The sequence below is a fragment of the Leclercia sp. GLN_9 genome (assembly GCF_043105735.1).
GTDB classification, from domain to species: domain Bacteria; phylum Pseudomonadota; class Gammaproteobacteria; order Enterobacterales; family Enterobacteriaceae; genus Enterobacter; species Enterobacter adecarboxylatus.
Genome location: NZ_JBICLV010000024.1, coordinates 29,754 through 46,430, shown reverse-complemented (window position 1 = coordinate 46,430; position 16,677 = coordinate 29,754). Strand labels below are relative to the sequence as shown.

15 protein-coding genes are annotated in these 16,677 nt (G+C 55.4%); 4 read left to right on the top strand and 11 right to left on the bottom strand.

The window, feature by feature from the left end; all coding sequences use genetic code 11:
* Nucleotides 1-2: 2 nt before the first annotated feature.
* The 9 genes from ACF8PE_RS16715 to ACF8PE_RS16675 all read right to left on the bottom strand — a co-directional run bounded on the left by ACF8PE_RS16715 (nt 3) and on the right by ACF8PE_RS16675 (nt 10,642).
* Nucleotides 3-1,160 (bottom strand): alpha-hydroxy acid oxidase, encoded by a 1,158-nt coding sequence (locus ACF8PE_RS16715; protein ID WP_000217345.1) that lies wholly within the window; start codon nt 1,158-1,160, stop codon nt 3-5.
* Nucleotides 1,157-2,323, bottom strand: a complete 1,167-nt coding sequence (gene hisC / locus ACF8PE_RS16710; RefSeq protein WP_000135555.1) for a histidinol-phosphate transaminase — start codon at nt 2,321-2,323, stop codon at nt 1,157-1,159. Before hisC ends, ACF8PE_RS16715 begins: the two co-directional genes overlap by 4 nt.
* A gap of 58 nt (nt 2,324-2,381) precedes the next feature.
* Nucleotides 2,382-4,064, bottom strand: a complete 1,683-nt coding sequence (gene hutU, locus ACF8PE_RS16705; RefSeq protein ID WP_000993475.1) for a urocanate hydratase — start codon at nt 4,062-4,064, stop codon at nt 2,382-2,384.
* 43 nt (nt 4,065-4,107) lie between these two features.
* Nucleotides 4,108-5,658, bottom strand: coding sequence for a histidine ammonia-lyase (hutH, locus tag ACF8PE_RS16700; RefSeq protein WP_000741484.1), 1,551 nt, complete (start codon nt 5,656-5,658; stop codon nt 4,108-4,110).
* Between the two features lie 114 nt (nt 5,659-5,772).
* Entirely contained in the window at nt 5,773-6,558 is a 786-nt protein-coding gene (locus ACF8PE_RS16695) for an ABC transporter ATP-binding protein (RefSeq protein ID WP_016240370.1), read from the bottom strand.
* On the bottom strand, nt 6,558-7,439 hold the full coding sequence (locus ACF8PE_RS16690) for an ABC transporter permease (RefSeq protein ID WP_001087990.1): 882 nt from the start codon (nt 7,437-7,439) through the stop codon (nt 6,558-6,560). The genes ACF8PE_RS16695 and ACF8PE_RS16690 overlap by 1 nt, the downstream gene beginning before the upstream one ends.
* Before the next feature lie 11 nt (nt 7,440-7,450).
* A complete protein-coding gene (locus ACF8PE_RS16685; protein WP_000069054.1) occupies nt 7,451-8,437 on the bottom strand; it encodes an ABC transporter substrate-binding protein in 987 nt (328 codons plus the stop codon).
* 238 nt (nt 8,438-8,675) lie between these two features.
* Nucleotides 8,676-9,272 carry a HutD family protein gene (locus ACF8PE_RS16680; RefSeq protein WP_000148344.1) on the bottom strand — a complete coding sequence of 199 codons (597 nt, stop codon included), beginning with the start codon at nt 9,270-9,272 and terminating at the stop codon, nt 8,676-8,678.
* Nucleotides 9,269-10,642 (bottom strand): formimidoylglutamate deiminase, encoded by a 1,374-nt coding sequence (locus ACF8PE_RS16675; RefSeq protein ID WP_001112072.1) that lies wholly within the window; start codon nt 10,640-10,642, stop codon nt 9,269-9,271. The genes ACF8PE_RS16680 and ACF8PE_RS16675 overlap by 4 nt, the downstream gene beginning before the upstream one ends.
* A gap of 241 nt (nt 10,643-10,883) precedes the next feature.
* Between ACF8PE_RS16675 and hutC the strand changes: the two genes are divergently transcribed.
* The 4 genes from hutC to ACF8PE_RS16655 all read left to right on the top strand — a co-directional run bounded on the left by hutC (nt 10,884) and on the right by ACF8PE_RS16655 (nt 14,830).
* Complete coding sequence (gene hutC / locus ACF8PE_RS16670) at nt 10,884-11,684, top strand: histidine utilization repressor (RefSeq protein WP_001294851.1); 801 nt, start codon at nt 10,884-10,886, stop codon at nt 11,682-11,684.
* A 153-nt stretch (nt 11,685-11,837) separates the two neighbouring features.
* Complete coding sequence (gene hutI / locus ACF8PE_RS16665; RefSeq protein WP_001515701.1) at nt 11,838-13,100, top strand: imidazolonepropionase; 1,263 nt, start codon at nt 11,838-11,840, stop codon at nt 13,098-13,100.
* A complete protein-coding gene (gene hutG, locus ACF8PE_RS16660; RefSeq protein ID WP_000058769.1) occupies nt 13,097-13,921 on the top strand; it encodes an N-formylglutamate deformylase in 825 nt (274 codons plus the stop codon). The genes hutI and hutG overlap by 4 nt, the downstream gene beginning before the upstream one ends.
* Before the next feature lie 231 nt (nt 13,922-14,152).
* Complete coding sequence (locus ACF8PE_RS16655) at nt 14,153-14,830, top strand: carboxymuconolactone decarboxylase family protein (protein ID WP_001181218.1); 678 nt, start codon at nt 14,153-14,155, stop codon at nt 14,828-14,830.
* Between the two features lie 45 nt (nt 14,831-14,875).
* Here ACF8PE_RS16655 and ACF8PE_RS16650 read toward each other — a convergent pair whose 3' ends face one another.
* Together ACF8PE_RS16650 and ACF8PE_RS16645 are read right to left on the bottom strand one after the other, a co-directional pair.
* Nucleotides 14,876-15,844: an IS5-like element IS903B family transposase gene (locus ACF8PE_RS16650; RefSeq protein WP_392495077.1), complete on the bottom strand. Its 969-nt coding sequence runs from the start codon at nt 15,842-15,844 to the stop codon at nt 14,876-14,878.
* A gap of 125 nt (nt 15,845-15,969) precedes the next feature.
* Nucleotides 15,970-16,671 carry a DsbA family oxidoreductase gene (locus tag ACF8PE_RS16645; RefSeq protein WP_008502228.1) on the bottom strand — a complete coding sequence of 234 codons (702 nt, stop codon included), beginning with the start codon at nt 16,669-16,671 and terminating at the stop codon, nt 15,970-15,972.
* Nucleotides 16,672-16,677: the final 6 nt, after the last annotated feature.

Sequence of the window (16,677 nt, the reverse complement as noted above, 5' to 3'; positions counted from 1 at the left end):
TATTAAAACCCCGCCATAGCAGGCTGAAAACGCAGCAAATGCGGCCCTAACTGGGCAATCGAAGTGCATCCCAGTTGCGCCAGCGTGCGATCCATCTCCTGCAAAATAATGTTCAGCGCTTGTTTCGCACCCGCCTCACCAAAGGCAGCGACGCCATAGAGCACAGGTCGGCCAATCAGCACGCCATTCGCGCCCAGCGCCAGTGCTTTCACCACATCGGTGCCACGGCGAAATCCACTGTCGATAAGGATGACAGCATCAGGACCGCAGCACTGACGAATCTCCTGCAGTACTTCCATGGGGCTGACTGAACCGTCCAGTTGTCGCCCGCCATGGTTTGATAACACAATGCCATCCACGCCCGCGGCAAAAGCGCGCCGGGCATCTTCAGGCGCCAGGATACCTTTAATTAACAGGGGACCTGACCACTGTGTGCGGATCCAGTGCAGTGTGGCCCAGTCCAGGTGGGTATCCATCTGTTCGGCAAAATAGCTCGCGCCACCTGCGCCTCGTTGTTTGTCAGCCGGAACATAAGATTTCAGGTTGCCAAAGCCAGGGATGCCTGCGGGCCTGATGGCTCGCCACACCCAGCCGGGATGCATCGCAATGTCCAGCATGCTCGGCAGAGATAGTTCCATGGGCCGTCGGTAATTCCGTTTGTCCTTTTCACGGTTGCCAAAGTGCACCGCATCCACAGAAACCACCAGGGTCGTACAACCCGCCGCCCGGGCCCGGGTCAGTAACCCTGTCGTGACGGCGCGGTCTTTCAGCACATAGAGCTGGAACCAGTGTCGGGGAATGTTTTCTGCGGCGATCTCTTCAATGGAGGCCGTCGAAACCGTACTCTGTATATAGCCGATGCCCGCCTCTCTGGCGGCCCGCGCCAGCATCACATCTGCGCCAAACCGCAGCATGCCGTTGTAGCCTGTCGGGGCGATAAACAAGGGCGCAGCCAGCTTCTGTCCACACAGCGTGACGGATAAATCCCGTTGCGTAGCATCTGTCAGCACAGGGGGAATAAAGCGCCAGCGGCCGAAAACACGGCGATTATCCTGTAACGTTTGTTCATCATCGGCCCCACCCTCCAGATAACTGAAAGCAAAACGGGGAAGCGTGCGCTTTGCCTGCCGACGTAAATCATCAATGTTCAACACTGTCACGCGGCATCCTCCGCCAGGATACGTTTCAGGCTCCGAATAAACTGCTGGTTATCCTGTTCATTCCCCACAGACACCCGGATCCAGTGTTCATACCCCTTCTCCCGCCATGGCTTGATAATGACGCCATCGCACAGCAGACGCTGCGCCAGTTCTGCCGCAGGCTGCCCGCAGTCAAAAAACAGGAAGTTGGCGCAGGATGGCGCAACGCGGAAACCCAGCGCCGTGAGCTGCGCCGACATCATGTCGCGCTGCGCACTGACCAGCGCAATGCTGTCATTAACATGTTGCTGATCCCCCAGAGCTACCACGGCCGCCGCTTGTGCCGAACGGTTAATATTAAACGGTGTGCGAACGCGATTGAGCAGATTGACCAGTTCAGGGTGACTGGCTAAGCCATAGCCCACCCGCAATCCCGCCAGGCCGTAGGCTTTCGAAAAAGTACGCAGCACAATCCAGGGGCGCGACTGCGCGGCCAGCACACGCTGGCTGTCCGGATAATCCGGGTTGTTCCGGCAATATTCGAAATAGGCCTCATCAATCACCAGCACACAGTCCTGAGGTGCCGCGGCGATGATGCGCTCAAAACCTGCATTGTCGAGCATGCAGCCCACGGGATTCGACGGGTTGCTGAAAATCACCATTTTGGCGGGCATCGAAAGTGCCTGAGTCCAGGCGGCGATATCGAACTGATGCTGCTTATTCACGTCAACCAGGGTGACGTCCGCGCCCATCATGCGCGGGAAAATCTCATGCAGACCAAATGAAGGTCGCAATGTGACCACGCGGTCCCCGGGGTTGAGAAAGGCCAGTGCCAGCATATGCAGGATATCTTCTGAACCATTCCCGATAACAATATTCCCGGCCTGCACACCGGTATACGTTGCCAGCGCATCGCGCAGCGCTGTACTGGCAGCATCCGAATAGACTGCGCTGAAACCGGCATCCGCCTGCAGTGCCGCGATGACCTGCGGGCTGGCGCCCAGCGGATTTTCATTACTGGCCAGTTTGGCGATATGGCTCAACCCATATTGCTGTCGTACCGCTTCCGCCGACAACCCGGCGTTATACAGGCTTAATGACCGCGCTGTGGGCCTGGCGAGGTTTTTCAGTATCTGCTGTTGTGAATCAACAAGTGAACTGGAAACTGCTACATCAGAAGCCATTGCATATCCCTCAAAAAAACGCCGGAGGCACAACACCAGGCCATCCGGCATTCAGGCATCAGATCATCGGCAAATTCAAATGATGACGTTCAGCACAGGCTTTTGCCTGTTCATAGCCAGCATCCGCATGGCGCATCACCCCGGTGGCAGGGTCGTTCCACAGCACACGCGCCAGTCGGGCATCGGCATCTTCAGTGCCATCGCACACAATCACCATCCCGGCATGTTGTGAAAAGCCCATGCCAACACCGCCACCATGGTGCAGACTGACCCAGGTGGCACCCCCGGCGGTATTGAGCAATGCATTGAGTAATGGCCAGTCGGATACCGCATCAGAGCCATCTTTCATCGCTTCGGTTTCACGGTTCGGCGATGCCACTGACCCCGTATCCAGATGATCACGGCCAATAACAATCGGCGCTTTCAGTTCGCCGTTACGCACCATTTCGTTAAACGCCAGCCCGGCGCGGTGACGTTCACCCAGGCCCAGCCAGCAAATACGCGCAGGCAGCCCCTGGAAGGCAATGCGCTCACGCGCCATGTCCAGCCAGTTGATCAGATTGGTGTTGTCCGGGAAGAGTTCTTTGAGTTTCGCGTCGGTCTTATAGATATCTTCCGGGTCGCCGGAAAGGGCAACCCAACGGAATGGCCCTTTGCCTTCACAGAACAGCGGGCGGATGTAGGCCGGGACAAAACCCGGGAAATCAAAGGCGTTTTCAACGCCCTCTTCTTTGGCGACCTGGCGGATATTGTTGCCGTAATCGACGGTGGGGATCCCCATATGGTGAAAATCGAGCATGGCCTGGACATGTTTTGCCATAGAAGCGCGGGCGGCTTTCACCACGGATTGCGGATCTGACTGACGGGCGGCCTGCCATTTTTCCAGGCTCCAGCCTTCCGGCAGATAGCCATTAAGCGGATCATGAGCGGAGGTCTGATCGGTCACAATATCCGGACGCAGGCCACCCGCTTTTGCCCGCGCCGCCAGTTGCGGCATCAACTCAGCGGCATTGCCCAGCAGGCCGACAGAGATGGCTTTTTTCTCCGCACAGGCTTTTTCAATCATCGCCAGCGCCTCATCGAGGCTGCGGGTCTTATAGTCCACATAACGGGTACGCAGACGGAAATCAATGTGGGATTCCTGGCATTCAATGGCCAGGACGCAGGCCCCTGCCAGCACGCCAGCCAGCGGTTGGGCGCCGCCCATACCACCAAGCCCTGCCGTCAGAATCCATTTGCCCCGCAGGTCGCCGTTGTAGTGCTGTCGGCCCGCTTCGGCAAAAGTTTCATACGTCCCCTGCACAATGCCCTGCGCACCAATGTAAATCCAGGAGCCTGCTGTCATCTGGCCGTACATCATCAGGCCCGCTTTATCCAGTTCGTGAAAGTGGTCCCAGTGGGCCCAGTGCGGCACAATATTGGAGTTAGCAATCAACACGCGCGGCGCATTGGTATGGGTGCGAAAAACACCGACCGGCTTACCGGACTGTACCAGCAGGGTTTCGTCTTCACGCAACGCCCGCAGGCTGTCCAGAATGGCTTCGAAGGCAGGCCAGTTGCGGGCGGCTTTACCAATACCGCCATAGACCACCAGGTCTTCCGGGCGTTCGGCAACATCGGGGTCAAGGTTGTTTTGGATCATGCGATAAGCCGCTTCGATCAACCAGTTTTGACAACTCAGCGCTGTTCCCTGGGGAGCGCGAACGACATGGGCGGCGGCATTTTTCTGTGGCGCGTTCATGGTCATATCCTTCTATAAAAAATGAAATTTATGTAAAGCGTTATCAGGCAAAGCTCGGCAGTAATGCTTCAATGGCCGCAGGCCAGTGTTCACGGGACGCCCACAAACGCATCATTTCGACATCCGGCGCCATCAGACGATCTTTTTCGAGAAAAGCGACATGTTGCCGAATCGCCTTCATTTCGCTTTCCAGTGTGGCGGAACTTTGCAACGGACGATGAAAATCAAGTCCCTGGGCAGCGGCCATGGCTTCGATACCGACAACCACACTGGTGTTAAAACACATATTGCCCAGACGGCGGGCGGCATAGGTCGCCATTGAAACGTGATCTTCCTGATTGGCGGAGGTGGGCAGGCTGTCGACACTGCCCGGATGTGCCAGCGATTTATTTTCTGATGCCAGCGCGGCGGCCGTGACCTGCGCAATCATAAAGCCGGAGTTAACGCCGCCATCGTTTACCAGGAAAGGCGGCAAGCCGGACAAACCGCTGTCCAACAATAAGGCCATTCTGCGTTCAGAAATCGCCCCCACTTCGGCAACCGCCAGCGCAATGATGTCCGCGGCGAAAGCCACGGGTTCTGCGTGGAAATTCCCGCCAGAAATCACGTCGCCATTTTCGGCAAAAACCAGAGGGTTATCGGATGCTGCGTTTGCTTCAATACGTAGAATGCGGGCCGCATGTCGCAGGTTATCAAGGCAGGCACCCATAACCTGAGGGACACAACGAATGGAATAAGGGTCCTGAACCCGGCCGCAGTTAGCATGGGATGTCACAATATCGCTACCGGCCAGGATCGCCGTCAGCGCAGCGGCGACAGCAATCTGGCCTTCCTGGCCGCGTGCTTCATGAATACGCGGGTCAAGCGGTTTAACTGAGCCTTTAATCGCTTCCAGTGATAATGCCCCGGCCACCAGGCCTGCGGAAAACACCCGTTCTGCTTCAAACAAACCTGACAACGCGAGGGATGTCGATACCTGGGTGCCGTTAAGTAATGCCAGACCTTCTTTCGGCCCAAGTTCAAAGGGGCTCAGCCCTGCGGCAGCCAGGCCTTCAACCGCGGACATCGTTTCGCCACCCAGTGTCACCTGCCCTTCGCCAATCAGCATCAATGACAAATGCGCCAGCGGCGCCAGGTCGCCCGAAGCGCCGACGGATCCTTTTTCCGGAATACAGGGGTACACACCCGCATTAAATAACGTTATCAGTGCATCAATCACCTCAATACGAATACCGGAATGACCCCGGGAGAGGCTGAGAATTTTCGTCGCCATCACCAGGCGAACAACGTTATCCGCCAGGTTTTTGCCTGTGCCCACACTGTGGGACAGCACCAGGTTTCGTTGCAGTTCGGTCAGACGTTCCGCCGGAATACGGGTTTGCGCCAGTTTGCCAAACCCGGTATTAATGCCGTACACCACGTTTCCCGATGCCACAATGCGGGTGACTGTTTCCTGGGAGGCCAGCACATCGGCACGGGCCTCTTCGGCCAGCGCAAGGCGGACATTACCCTGGTATATTTGTCGCAACATGGGCAAATGGACATGCCCGGGTTGCAGGCGGCAAAGGGTGTAATCGGTGGATGAAGCAGCCATAATCTATTCCTGTATATACAAGTAAAACGGGAAGTAAACCCGGTGTAACACCGGGTGTTTATGCACAACCTGACTCACGCTAAAACATGATTAACTGCGCTGCATACCGCGAACTTAGTGATCGATGGTTTGCAGGGTTTCCGTACGAATTTCTTCCGTGATACGCGCCTTCAATGCCATAAATTCTGGTGATGTTTTCAGGGTATAATCACGCGGGTGCGGAAAATCTACCGCCACTTCCGTTTTGATTCGCCCGGGGCGCGCACTGAAAATCGCCACTTTATTGGCCATAAAAATGGCCTCATCAATATCGTGGGTCACAAACAGGACTGTTTTGCGGGAAGATTCCCATATCGACAACAACAGTTCCTGCATCATGACGCGCGTCTGGTTATCCAGTGCGCCGAAAGGTTCATCCATCAGCAGAATTTTCGGGTCGTTGGCCAGGGCACGGGCAATGGCTGTGCGCTGTTGCATACCGCCGGACAACTGACGGGGGAAATGCTGCTCAAACCCACGTAAACCGACCTTATTAATAAAGTAGTCGCTGCGCTCTTTTTGTGCCGCTTTACTCACGCCGCGTTCCTGTAGGCCAAAGCAGATATTCTGCTCAACCGTCAACCAGGGGAACAGTGTGTAACTCTGGAATACCATGCCGCGATCCGCGCCCGGACCATCGACCAGCACGCCATCCAGCCAGACCTCGCCGCGGGTGGGCTGATCCAGCCCGGCAACAATGCGTAAAAGTGTGGATTTACCGCACCCGGAAGGCCCGAGAATGGTAATAAAGTCGTTCTCATTGACCTGATAATCCACGGGCAGTAATGCCTGGGTCTTCTCGCCTTTCGGGCCACTGAAGACGCGTTCCACCTGGCGAACACTCAGCTTCGGATAGCTCATCACAGCGAACTCCATACAAACAGGCGGCGATTCACCGCTTTAAACAACAGATCAGACAGCAATCCAATGCAGCCAATCACGATAATGCCGAAAATCATTTGCCCGGTATTGAGTAACGCCTGGCTATTGACAATCATGTGACCTATCCCGCTGGATGAACCAATCAGTTCCGCCACGATGACATAGGTCCATGCCCAGCCCAGCACCAGGCGCAGCAGTTCCGCAATTTCCGGCGCCGCCCCGGGGATTATCACCCGACGCACCACGCTCTTGTTGGTCGCGCCAAGGGTATACGCCGCTTCCACCAGATCGCGCCGCGCCGCGCCGACAGCCACCGCAACCATCAGGGTTATCTGAAAGAACGAACCGATAAAGATCACCAGTATTTTTTGCATTTCGCCAATCCCTGCCCACAGAATAAGCAGGGGGACAAACGCCGATGCGGGCAGGTAGCGGCAAAACGAAACGAAGGGCTCAAAAAACGCTTCGATCAGTTTGTATGAGCCCATCAGAATACCCAGCGGCACGGCGATAATGCACGCCAGAATAAAGCCGCCCAGTACACGCATTACCGTCATACCGATATCTGTTGTGAAATCAAAATCGGTAAATAACAGCCCCCCTTCCTGCAACATACTGGCCGGACTGGCAAGGAATGTCGGCGACACCAGCCCGGTAAAAGTCACCAGCGCCCACAGCGCGAAAAACAGCACAAAAAAGCAGAAGCCCAAAAACCAGCGATGACGGGACGCCACGGGGCGCAGTGGCACCATCATCGGGTTGTGCCAGACCTTTTTACTTGCCGGCAGAGGCGCCGGCTCACGTAAAACTGACTGCGTACTGGCGGGAAATTCCGCGGCCTGACTGACAGGACTGTTCATCTTGTGGTCCTTCATGGCTGAGTCACATACTTCGCGTCATACAACGTATTAATATCCGGCGTTTTATGCAGGATTTTCATTTCCGTCAGCAAACGCGCCGCTTCGTTGGTAAAGGTGACAATCTCGCCACTGAAGAACTTCTTGTTCGCATCACGGTCTTGCCAGCGCAGATAGCTGGACTCTTCAGCAAACTGTTTGCCGGTTTCTTTGACCGCCGCCCCCATAATCTCATTGGCTTTATCCGGATCTTTTTTGATCATATCCAGGGCTTCAAAGTAGCTATTTACCAGTGCCTGAGCCGCTTTGGGGTTTTTATCCAGCCAGGATGGCGTACAACCCAGGGTGTCCATCACCATGGGATAATCCAGTGTGGTGGTCAGAATTTTGCCTTTGTCCGGGCTTTGGCGGATGGTGGAGAGATACGGCTCGTACGTCACAGCGGCATCGTTCTGCCCGGCAATAAAGGCATGAGCGGCGGCATCCGGCCCCAGGGTTGCCAGTTTGACGTCTTTCATCGTCATGCCGTTTTTATCGAGGATCCAGGCCAGCAGAAAATAGGAGGAGGTTCCTGGTGCATCGACACTGATGGTTTTCCCTTTCAGGTCAGCCACTTTATTGATACCCCCACGTACGGCAATCCCATCCGCGCCATAGGATTTATCCAGTTGCACAATTTGCTTGATGGGCACACCGCTGGCATTCCAGGTGAGGTAGGTTTCCACCGTGGTCGCCGCGCACTGCAAAGAACCTGATGCAATGGCCAGGTGGCGTGATTGCTGGGGTACCATTTTCAGCGTCACGTCCAGGCCATTCTTTTTGAAAATGCCTGCCTTATCGGCCAGTGTCAGGGGAGCGAATCCTGTCCACCCGGAAATACCAATGGCCACCGGAGTCTCTGCCGCCATGGCGGTGTTTATTGCCCCGCAACCCAATGTCACTGCCAGCCCTAACATGGATAACGAACGCTTCAGCACAGTCCTGGAAATCATGTTGCTCATCTGCCACTCCTGCCAAATTACCTGTCTCGGGGAAATGCCTGGCCAGTGAACTGCCCGGGCAAAATACGCTACTGTATACTCTTGTCTATACAAGCAAGCCGAATAAGTAAAGCAAGCTTTGTGCCAGTTCAGCTATGCCTGCTTTCCCGGTTATTTCGGCCTGTGGCCAGTGGTTTTCTCTGCCTGTCGAATCAAATAAGTGCGCAGGATGCGCCAAACCAGTGCAGGACGCACCAACTCAGGCAATGACCGCCGCCCAAAGTAGCAGACTGCGCGTTTTTTGTGCATCCACAGTATGCAAGGCAGAAATCGGCCACTGTGTCGTCTGACAGCTGTCTGACGTCGGTGGCCACCAGATACCTTCACCCGCGCCCAGCCGGGTCCCATCCGGTAATTGCCAGTCACCCTGAATGGCGAAAAGCACACCGCCCTGCTCACGGGACACCGTGCCACTTCCCCTGAGGGCGACAACGCCGGGCAAACAGACAGTACGCCGGGTCATCAGGTTAAAATCCATCGTCTCGCCCCCCAGAAGATGTGCGTGGAGTGCAAGATCCCCGCTAAACTCGAAGGGTTCTCCCACGGTATTCAGCACATGATTCACCCCGATGCCGTCAGTCAGTTGCATGCCCTCGCCACTCAACAGCGTGATGGAACGCGCAATGCCGGGGAAAGCGGAAAACGGGCCATCCTGCGCGACAGTGGCAATGCTGGCACGCCAGTCAAAATCCGCCTGCCCTGGCGGCCAGCTGATAATTTCGCGGGTTTCGCCGCCGCCATTACGCCAGCGACTGACCGGCAGCCTGGTCTGGGAAAAACGCTGCCAGCCCGTCATGCTGTCGCCTCCGCCAGTTGGCGCAGTACCTGCAGAAAATCAGCGGCAACGGCCTGTTGCTGCGCATGTTGCCCATTGATAATGCGGGGGGTCCCGCCAACATACACATCGCGAATCTGCCCGGCGTGGCCGGCAAATAACCAGCGGTTGAGAATTTCAGGGGGGCGGGCTGCCGCCAGGTAAGGATCCTGTCCATCCAGCACCAGCCAGTCGGCGCGATACCCCACTGACAATCTCCCGACAGGCGCGCCACAGGCCTGCGCACCACCGGCAAGCGCCTGGGTGTACAACACATCGCCCACCACATTTTGGGTCGCCGTTGTCAGGCGGTTGCGGCGCTGATCACGTAAGCGCTGCCCATATTCGAACCAGCGCAGCTCTTCCACCACATTAAGTGAAACATGGCTGTCGGAACCAATACCCCAGTGACCGCGCTGTGCCAAATAATCGACGCCGGGGAAAATACCGTCGCCCAGATTCGCTTCTGTTGTGGGGCACAGCCCGGCAACCGCACCGCTTTGCGCCATGCGGGCCACTTCTTTCTCATCCGCATGTGTCGCGTGGACAAGACACCAGCGGGCATCGATATCCAGGTGATCATACAGCCACGCAATGGGGCGTTGTCCGCTCCAGCTCAGGCAGTCATTGACTTCTTTTTGCTGCTCGGCGATATGGATATGTACAGGCAATGCCGGGTCGCTGGCCTGTAAAACCTGCTGCATCTGCGTGGGGGTCACGGCCCGTAGTGAGTGAAAACACAGGCCCTGGTTTTGCAGTACTTTGCCCGTTATCTGCTGGCGGATAATCGCCTGCTGGCGCAAATAGGTGTCAGCGTCCTGAATAAACCGCACCTGACCCGCCTGAGCCGGTTGCCCGCCAAACCCGGCATAGCTGTAGAGCACGGGCAACAGCGTCAGGCCGATTCCCGCAAGGTCGGCAGCGGCGCTTAATTGGGCGGTCATCTCGCCGCGGTCAGCATAGGGGTTACCGCTGATATCATTGTGCAGATAGTGGAACTCAGCGACCTGGGTATAACCCCCTTTGAGCATCTCGATATACAACTGGCGGGCGATAATACCGACCTGGTCCGGCGTTAATCGCTGCACCGTGCGATACATCAGGTCACGCCAGGTCCAGAAACTGTCCTGCGGGTTTCCGGCCACCTCCGCCAGCCCGGCCATCACCCGCTGGAATGCATGAGAGTGTAAATTCGGCATACCCGGGATCACCGGACCTGAAAGCCGGACAGCATCCTGTGCTGTGCTGTCCGGCGTGATGGCGGTTAACATGCCGGCAGCATCGACATCCAGACGCACATTGTGAGCCCATCCTTCAGCAAGCAGGGCTTGTGTAGCAAAATAAGCAGGCATAACAACGTTCCTGAGCAGCGAAAAGAAACATAAAGGCAATTATAAGTAAACAATTGCAAAACTTTGGGGCGACTTGTCTATACATATACATATGCATGGTTTGGCTGTAAACTTGCGCCATTCCTTTTTTTATCATTTGAGTTTTTCACCACAGCTTTTCTGCTTACGCTTCGCGGTTGAAAATACGCCAGCGTCCGGGAAACGATGACCTTGTCTGTGGCACTTTTGAGAGGTAAGAAACATGTCTGAGCCCACCCTTTTTTCATCGGCCGGTACGGCGCAACAAGACGTGACCCGGCAGACACTATCTGAGCTGGCCGCCGCCATGAGCGATGCACCGGCGCCCATTTATCAGCGGGTGAAACAGGCCATCATTGGCCAGATTCGCGCCGGCGTCTGGAAACCCCACCAACGTATTCCATCGGAAAGTGAGCTGGTTAATGAAATTGGCGTCAGCCGTATGACCATCAACCGGGCGCTGCGCGAACTGACCAGCGAAGGTTTTTTAATCCGCATGCAGGGCGTGGGGACGTTTGTCGCCGAAGCAAAAGCCTATACACCGATGCTTGAGGTCCATAATATTGCTGATGAAATCGCCCAACGTGGTCATCGTCATGACAGTAAAATTTTAGTGTGCGAGGCCCGCCAGGCGGACGCCGATCAAGCGCTCCAGTTGGGGATTGCCATCGGTGATACGCTGTTTTACTCCCAAATTGTGCATTACGAAAATAACGTTCCGGTACAAATTGAAGACCGTTTTGTTAACCCGGAAACGGCGCCGGATTACCTCCGGCAGGTGCTCAATAAACAGACGCCATATACCTATCTGATGGATATTGCCCCGCTGACCGCAGGGGAGCACCGCGTTGAAGCCATCAGCGCCAGCGATGAACAACGCCACTTGCTGCAACTTGAGGAGCATGAGCCCTGCCTGTTGATTCACCGGCGAACCTGGAGCGGCAGCCGCGTTGTGACGTCCGCCCGCCTGATTTACCCGGGTTCGCGTTATCAGTTATTTGGCCGTTTTACCAGTCACGGCTAATCGCGTCTGGCGCAGGCGGCATTCACAGGCCGCCCGTCTTTACGCGACAGTTGGCGATAAGAAAAAACTATCTCTGGCCGCCTTGCCGCCCTTTCGGTTATGGGTTAGGTTGACTTTAATTGTCTATACAAGATAAATCATCCGGAGTCTGCTATGTCCTTAGCCTCGTCCCTTTGCCTTACTGTCACGCCCCCGGCGCACTGTGACAGTGTCTGGCGCGGCGCCACGCTGGTCACCATGCAGGATGGCCGTTACAACGTGATAGAAAACGGCGCATTGGCAGTGACGGAGGGAAAAATTGTCTGGCTTGGCCGTAATGCCGACTGCCCGGCGTTTCCCCATGCACAACAGCATGTATTCGACGGCGGGATAATTACCCCGGGATTTATCGATTGTCATACTCATCTGGTGTTCGGCGGGAACCGCAGCGCCGAATTTGAGCAGCGGTTAAATGGCGTAAGCTATGCAGAAATCGCCGCGGCGGGCGGTGGTATTTTATCCACTGTAAACGCCACCCGGGACGCCACGGAAGAGGAACTGCTCCGGCAGGCTTTATTGCGTTTGCAACCGCTGCTGGCCGAGGGGGTCACCTGCCTTGAAATTAAGTCAGGCTACGGGCTGACCCTGGACAGTGAATTAAAAATGTTGCGGGTTATCCGCAAATTAGCCACTCTGTTGCCTGTCGATATTCAGTCCACCTGTCTTGCCGCCCATGCCCTGCCGCCCGAGTACAAAGACCGGGCGGAGGACTATATCGACTTTATTTGCGATACCCTGCTGCCCATTGTCGCCAGAGAAAAACTGGCGGATGCCGTTGACGCATTCTGTGAGCACCTTGCGTTCTCCCCAGCACAAGTCGAGCGCATTTTTGATGCTGCACAGGCTTTGGGGTTGCCGGTTAAATTGCATGCGGAACAACTCTCTGCCCTGCATGGCAGTTCACTGGCGGCAAACTATCACGCCTTGTCGGCGGATCACCTTGAATACGCCACCCAGGAAGATGCTCACGCCATGGCGGCCAGCGGCACTGTCGCCGTCCTGCTGCCCGGCGCATGGTATTTACTGCGTGAAAAACAGCACCCGCCCGTGAATTTTTTCCGCCAGTATCAGGTGCCGATGGCCCTGGCGAGTGATGCCAACCCGGGGACATCCCCGGTGCTGTCATTGCGCCTGATGCTGAATATGGGCTGTACACTGTTTGGTCTGACGCCGGAGGAAGCGCTGGCCGGGATTACGTGCCACGGCGCGCGCGCCCTCGGTCTGGCCGCGTCTCACGGTACGCTTGCCGAAGGTAAGGTTGCCGATTTTATCCACTGGCCGCTGTCGCGACCGGCTGAACTGATCTACTGGCTGGGCGGTCAATTGCCCTGCACGGTGGTCTATCGCGGGAAAATACGAGGAAACGTTCATCCATGAGCCTTTCAGCTATGACTGACATTATCGATCCTTACCATTTCACGGCTGGCAGTGCACCGTTGCTTATCAGTATTCCCCACGCGGGAACACAACTGACGCCGGAGGTCGACAATGGTCTGAGCGATGCCGCACGCCCGCTTGGCGATACCGACTGGCATATTCCCCGCCTGTACGATTTTGCTCACGCCCTCGGCGCCAGTATGCTGGTCGGGAATTATTCCCGTTTTGTTATCGACCTGAATCGCCCTGCTGACGATACGCCGCTCTATACCACCGCCACCACAGGATTGTACCCGGAGACTTTATTTGATGGTCGGGACAGCTTTACGCCCGGCATGACGCCGACAGCCGCCCATCGTCGGCACTATCTGGCGCAAATCTGGCACCCTTACCACCAGCGTATCCAGTCAGAGCTGGCGCGGATAAAACACCAGTTTGGTTATGCACTGCTGTTTGACGCGCATTCTATTGCATCGGTTATCCCGCGTCTGTTTGATGGTCGGTTGCCTGATTTGAACCTCGGTACCAACGGCGGCGCCAGTTGCGCTGCAGCCCTGAGCGACCGTCTGGTCGATTGCTGTCAGAAACAGTCGCCATTCAGCCATGTGCTTAATGGCCGGTTTAAGGGCGGCTATATTACCCGGGCATACGGACAGCCTGACGCGAATATTCATGCCGTGCAACTTGAACTGGCGCAGGTCAATTATATGAACGAAATGGCGCCTTATGCGTATGCAGAGGAAAAGGCCCCTCAACTTCAGGCGCTGCTGCGATCCTTACTTGAGAATATGCTCGACTGGGCAGATAGCCACTATCAATAACCCTCACACATGCCATGAGGCAGGCACCCAATATCCGGTCTGCCTCAAGCCAAAATGCCATTAACCCGGGAGCCATCTTTGGTATTCTGCTGATGTCATCCCCGCATTAATGAGCGCCATGCATAAGTCCATGCATATTTACCCGTATTATCATTGAATCCTGCTTTGCATACACTGCCGGTATCAGGGCGCACGCCCTTCTCTTTTTCGCAATACACCCGGAGATTTGTTATGCAAAACAGGCTGGACAATAAACAGCAGGCCATTATTCCAATTGCGGCTTTCGCCGCAAAGGGCGACACAGAAAAACTCGCTGCTGAAATACAGCACGGGCTGGATACAGGCCTTACCATCAATGAAATCAAAGAAGTCCTGATTCAGCTCTATGCCTATGCCGGTTTTCCTCGCAGCCTGAATGCCCTTGGCGTGCTTATGGGCGTGGTGGAACAGCGTCAGCAGCAAGGAATTACGGATAATGCGGGAGAAGACGCATCCTCTTTTCCTGAGAACTGGAATGCCCTTGAAGGTGGCACGCAAAACCAGACGCGTCTTATCGGGAAACCCGTAACAGGCCCGCTATTTACCTTTGCGCCTGCAATTGACCAGTTCCTTAAAACGCACCTGTTTGGTGATATTTTCCAGCGTGACACCCTGAGCTGGCAGACGAGGGAGCTGGCCACCATTTCGTTTCTGGCTGCAATTCCCGGTGTCACCAGCCAACTGAAAAGCCATTATGCCATCAGTCTGAATGCGGGATTGACGGCTGAGCAGCTGTGGGCATTTACGGCAATTCTGGGTCAAAAATGCGGTGCTGATATGGCAGACAACGCCAGGCCCGTGCTGGGTGAGCTGCTGGATGAAACAAAAACGCCCCGGCACGGTGGCTTATCCACACCGTGGCTTTGTTGAATAAATCAGATTTCGGGTAAGTCTCCCCCGTAGCGGGTTGTGTTTTCAGGCAATACGCACGCTTTCAGGCATACCTGCTTTCGTCATTTTGTTCAGCGCTCGTACCAGGGCCATAGCCTCCGCAACCTGACCATCGTAGTCACGCAGCGTCAGTGCCCCCCCGAACAGCTGTTTTACCCGGTACATCGCCGTTTCCGCTATCGAGCGACGGTTGTAATCTGTTGTCCATTTCCACCGCGCATTACTCCCGGTCATTCGCTGATTAGCCACTGCACGGTTACGGTCTGCATATTCACCGGGCCAGTAACCCGCACCTTTTCGGGGTGGGATAAGCGCGCTGATTTTCTTACGCCGCAGTTCATCGTGACAGAGCCGGGTGTCGTAAGCGCCGTCTGTCGATGCTGCCCTGATTTTTCTGTGAGTCTGCCGGATAAGACCCGGGAAGGCTTCTGAGTCCGTCACATTGTTCAGCGACAGGTCTGCACAGATGATTTCATGTGTGTTGCTGTCAACTGCCAGATGCAACTTTCGCCAGATACGACGGCGTTCCTGGCCATGCTTTTTGACTTTCCACTTTCCTTCACCGAAGACCTTCAGCCCGGTGGAATCAATTACCAGGTGTGCGATTTCACCCCGGGTGGGCATTTTGAAACTGACGTTAACCGACTTTGCCCGCCTGCTGACACAGCTGTAATCCGGGCAGCGTAGCGGAACGTTCATCAGAGAAAAAATGGAATCAATAAAGCCCTGCGCAGCGCGCAGGGTCAGCCTGAATACGCGTTTAATGACCAGCACAGTCGTGATGGCAAGGTCAGAATAGCGCTGAGGTCTGCCTCGTGAAGAAGGTGTTGCTGACTCATACCAGGCCTGAATAGCTTCATCATCCAGCCAGAAAGTTATGGAGCCACGGTTGATGAGGGCTTTATTGTAGGTGGGCCAGTTGGTGATTTTGAACTTTTGCTTTGCCACGGAACGGTCTGCGTTGTCGGGAAGATGCGTGATCTGATCCTTCAACTCAGCAAAAGTTCGATTTATTCAACAAAGCCGTTTTTTACCTTTGAAAAATGTATTCATTTTCAGACTCCATTACTGGTGGGTAAGACGTTGCCGGCAGTGTGAAACTGCCGGCGGTTGACGGATTAAATGCTGCAGCCATCCGTTCCGCAGGTCTGACCCGCTGTGGCTGAAAATTCGGTTTGCTGTTCATCCCAGACCTGACGCAGGGCATTCAAAAAGTTGTCTGCCCCCTGAGCCCCGCTGATGGCGTATTTCTCGTTCATCACAAAAACCGGAACGCCGCTGAGGCCAATAGACTGTGCGTGGGCTTCATCGTCGGAAACGGTGGCGCGAAAATCGTCATTTTCCAGAGCGGCTTCGGCGTCAGCTTTCTCCATACCGGCTTCTACGGCCATTGCAACGAGCTGCTGACGGTCAAAGAGAGAGCGACCTTCGGTGATACTGCCGTGATAAAAACGTTCTTCCACCGCGTCCGCAATTCCGGCCTTACGCGCGGCAACCAGCAGGGTGTGTGCATCTTCTGTATCACCAAACATCATGCCGTCAAAGTTGTAGATCAGACCTTCAGATTTACCGGCGGTGCCCACCTGATTCATCATCAGCTCCGCTGAATGCTGACTGCCCAGTTTTTTAACGATGGCATCCTTAAAAGGCATAGCGGGAGTACCACCGGCCAGACGGTAGCTGTGATGACGGATCACCACCTGATCGCGAAATTCAAAGCGATTCAGACCCTGTTCAAATCTTTTCTTAGCAATCCAGCACCACGGGCAGACCAAATCTGACCAGATATCGATGGTGAGGGTGGGTTTCAGCGTTTGCATAATGAT